General features: G+C 72.0%; 1 protein-coding gene. It reads left to right on the top strand.

What is annotated here, in order from left to right; all coding sequences use genetic code 11:
- Positions 1-4,535: type I polyketide synthase (locus ACFW6P_RS31980; RefSeq protein ID WP_386425773.1), on the top strand; the 4,535-nt coding region annotated here is incomplete at both ends.

Below are 4,535 nucleotides of genomic sequence, written 5' to 3'. Positions count from 1 at the left end.
CCGCTTCGCCGACGGCGTCGACACCCTCACCGCGCAGGGGGTGACCCGGTTCCTGGAGATCGGCCCCGACGGCACCCTCACCGCCCTCACCCAGACCGTGCTCGGTGAGCGTGCCGACGACGTGGAACTCGTCCCCGTCCTGCGCAAGGACCGGGACGAGCCCCGAACAGCGGTCGCCGCCCTCGCGGCACTGCACGCCTCCGGCAGGACGGTCGACTGGGGCGTACTGCTGCCCGGGGCCTCGGAGGTGGCCCCCCTGCCGACGTACCCCTTCCAGCGGCAGCGTTACTGGCTGGACCCCGTCGCGGACCGACCCGGGCACCGCGGTGAACACCCGCTCCTGTCCGCCGGGATCGCCCTTGCCGGTTCCGCCGGTGTGGTGGCGACCGGTCGCCTCTCCGCACGCGCCCACCCCTGGCTCGGCGAACTCGCCACCAGCGGCGGATCCCACGTGCCTGCCTCCGTCCTCACCGACCTGGCCCTGCACACGGGGCGCGGCCTCGGCGTCCACCATCTCACCGACCTGCACATCGACGAACCGCTGCCGCTGCCCGCCGCCGGGGAGACGGAGATCCAGACCGTCACCGAGGCCGTCACGGGCGAAGAGCGCTGGACCTTCTCCCTGTACGCGCGGCCCCTCGACCCCGACGAGCCCCGGAAGTGGACTCGGCACGCCCACGGCACCCTCGCCGCCCCGACCGACACCGAGACCGTGAACGTCCCCGGAGGAACCTGGCCCCCGCACGGAGCGACACCCGTGGACCCGGCCGAGTTGTACGCCGCGCTCGGCCTTACGGCCCCCGCGGCGGAGGAAGCACCGCGGGCCCTGACCGCCGCCTGGCGCCTGGGCGACGAAGTGTTCGCCGAAGCCGCCCTCCCGGAGAACAGGGAGGCGGAGGCGGCCGGGTTCGCCGTCCATCCCATGCTGCTCGACGCTGCCCTGGTCACGCTCGGGCTGCCCGCTCCCCACCTCGTCAGCTGGTCCGGCCTCACCCTTCACGCCGGCGCGGCGACGCGGGTACGCCTCCATGTCGTCCCGCGGTCGGCGTCGGACACCACACTCAGGATCCTGGACGTCACCGGGGCTCCCGTCCTCACCGCCCGGAGTGTCACCGTCCGGTCCGTCGACCCCGACCGGCTGCCCGGCACCGCAGGGAAACACGGCAGCGACCTCTACACCGTCACATGGAGCCCCGTCGCAGCCGCGACCGCGCCCGATCCGCTCCCGCCCGTCGCCCACCACACCCCGGACGAACTCCTCGCCGCCCTCTCGGACACCGCGGACGCCCCGTTCGCCGACCTGATCGTCCTCCCCTGGTACACCCCCGAGTCGCAGGCCGGCGCGGACCTGGCGAACGCCGTGCACACGGCCACCGCCTCCGCCCTCACCCTCATCAGCAGCTGGCTCACCGACCCCCGGGCGACCCGCTCCCGCCTACTGGTGCTCACGCGGGGAGCGGTCGCCGCCGACGGCACCGAGGAGACCGTGACGGACGTCCCCGCGGCGGCCGTCCGAGGCCTGCTGAAATCGGCTGCGGCAGAGAACCCCGGACGATTCCTGCTCCTTGACGCCGACACCAACCCCGGCCCTGACCGACTGGCCGAGACCGCAGGACACGACCACGACGAACTCCTGCTCCGCGCGGGCCGGTTGCTGGCACCGAGGCTCACACTCGCCCCGGACACCCCTGAGCATCCGGGTGCCGCCTTCCCGACGGACCGCACGGTCCTCATCACCGGAGGCACCGGCACGGTCGGCTCCGCCGTGGCCCGTCACCTCGTCACCCGGTACGGCGTGCGCCACCTGCTCCTCGTCACCCGGCGCGGTACACAGGCACCCGGGGCCGCCGAGCTGACCGACGAACTCACCGCCCACGGGGCCCAGGTCACCGTCGTCGGCTGCGACGCCGCCGACCGCGAAGCCCTGGCCGAGGTGATCGGCGCCCTGCCGCCCGAGCACCCCCTCGGAGCCGTGGTGCACGCGGCGGGAACACTGGACGACGGTGTCATCACCTCCCTGACCCCCGACCGCCTCTCCACGGTCCTGCGTCCCAAGGTCGACGCGGCGGTCAACCTCCATGAGCTGACCCGCGACCTCGACCTCTCGGCGTTCGTCCTGTTCTCCTCGGCCGCCGCCACCCTGTCGGCCCCCGGGCAGGGCAACTACGTGGCCGCGAACGCGTTCCTCGACGCCTATGCCGGCCAGCTGCGCGCCGAAGGCCGCCAGACCGCCGTGTCCATCGCCTGGGGCCTGTGGGAGGCCGACAGCTCGATGACCCGCGGTCTCGCGGACGCCACGCAGGACCGTGCCGCCCGCAACGGCATCGGCGCCCTCACCACCGCGGACGCCCTCGACCTCTTCGACCGCGCCCTGGCGCACACCGGAGGCGTGCCGCTGCCCCTCCGCGTCGACCGCGCGGCACTGCGCCGGGCCGGCGACAGGCTCCCCCCGCTTCTGCGCACCCTGGCCGGCCGCCCGGCGCTTCGCCGGGCCGCCGCGGGCTCCACGTCCGCCGACTCGCCACTCGGCCTGCTCCGACTGCCGGAATCCCAGCGGCGGGAGGCGGTCACCGACCTCGTACGCTCCGCCCTGGCCGGTGTACTCGGCCACGCCTCCGGCGCGCAGATACCACTCGACGCACCCTTCACCCAGCTGGGTCTCGATTCCCTGACCGCCCTCGAACTGCGCAACAGTCTGTCCCGGGCGACCGGCACGCCTCTGCCGGCGACCCTGGTGTTCGACCACCCCACCCCCGCGGCCGTCGCGGACCTCCTCCTCACCCGATGGGAACCGGCCGACACCCCCGACGACAGCAGCACGGTACGCGCACCGGAGACGACCTTCGTCACCGACGACCCCATAGCCGTCATCGGCATGGGATGCCGCTTCCCCGGCGGAGTGGAAACCCCCGAACAGTTCTGGGAACTGCTCCTCCAGGGTGAGGACGCCATCGGTGACTTCCCCACCGACCGCGGCTGGGACACCCTCGACGACCCGGACACCGAGAGCACGGCCCCGTCCCCCTACACCCGGCTCGGCGGTTTCCTGTCCGGTGTGGGTGGTTTCGATGCGGAGTTCTTCGGGGTGTCGCCGCGTGAGGCGTTGGCGATGGATCCGCAGCAGCGGTTGTTGCTGGAGGTGTCGTGGGAGGCGGTGGAGCGGGCGGGGATCGATCCTGTCGCGTTGCGGGGGAGTCGTACGGGTGTGTTCACGGGGACGAACGGTCAGGATTATCCGGCGTTGCTGGGTTTGTCGGAGGGTGACTTCGGTGGGTATGTGGGCACGGGGAACGCGGCGAGTGTGGCGTCGGGCCGGGTGTCGTATGTGCTGGGTCTGGAGGGTCCGGCGGTGACGGTGGACACGGCGTGTTCGTCGTCGTTGGTGGCGTTGCATCTGGCGGTGCAGTCGTTGCGGGCGGGGGAGTGTGATCTGGCGCTGGCCGGTGGGGTGACGGTGATGTCCACGCCGGGTGCGTTTGTGGAGTTCGGTCGGCAGGGTGGGCTTGCGGCTGACGGGCGGTGCAAGGCGTTCGGTGAGGGTGCGGACGGCACGGGGTGGGGTGAGGGTGTCGGTGTGCTGTTGGTGGAGCGGTTGTCGGATGCGCGTCGGCGTGGGCATCGGGTGCTGGCGGTGGTGCGGGGTTCGGCGGTCAATCAGGATGGTGCGTCCAATGGTCTGACGGCTCCGAACGGTCCTTCGCAGCAGCGGGTGATCCGTCAGGCGCTCGCTTCCGCCGGACTCGCTCCGCGGGATGTGGGTGCGGTGGAGGCGCATGGGACGGGGACGCGGCTGGGGGATCCGATCGAGGCGCAGGCGTTGCTGGCGACTTATGGCCAGGGCCGTGACGGTGGGGATCCGTTGTGGTTGGGGTCGGTGAAGTCGAATCTGGGGCATACGCAGGCGGCTGCGGGTGTGGCGGGTGTGATCAAGATGGTGCAGGCGTTGCGGCATGGGGTGTTGCCGGCGACGTTGCATGTGGATGAGCCGTCCTCGCATGTGGACTGGTCGTCGGGGGCGGTGCGTCTGCTGACGGAGCGGCAGGTGTGGCCGGACACGGATCGCCCGCGCCGGGCGGGTGTGTCCTCGTTCGGGCTGAGTGGCACCAACGCCCACGTCATCCTCGAACAGGCACCCGATGACCCACGGGTGGATGACCTCGGGGCGGACGACGACACGGTGTTGCCTTGGCTCCTGAGCGGTCGGACCGAGGCGGCTCTGCGTGCCCAGGCCGAGCGGCTGCTTGCGGCGCTCAAGGACCGAAGCGACGTGGCGTCCGCCCCGATGGCCCATGCGCTCGCCACGACCCGAAGTTCTTTCGAGCAGCGTGCCGTCATACTCGCTTCCACTCACCAGGAACTTGCCGACGAGTTGCACACCCTCCACTTGGGCGAGCCCGGCATCCGCACGGTCGTGGGGGAGATGCGCAGCGGCGGTCGGATGGCGTTCCTGTTCTCGGGTCAGGGTGCGCAGCGGCCGGGGATGGGGCGTGAGTTGTACGAGGCGTTCCCGGTGTTCGCGGAGGCCTTCGACGCGG

Origin of the sequence: Streptomyces sp. NPDC058741 (assembly GCF_042746715.1) — a bacterium.
Taxonomy (GTDB): domain Bacteria; phylum Actinomycetota; class Actinomycetes; order Streptomycetales; family Streptomycetaceae; genus Streptomyces.
This window is presented reverse-complemented; position numbering and strand designations above follow the sequence as displayed.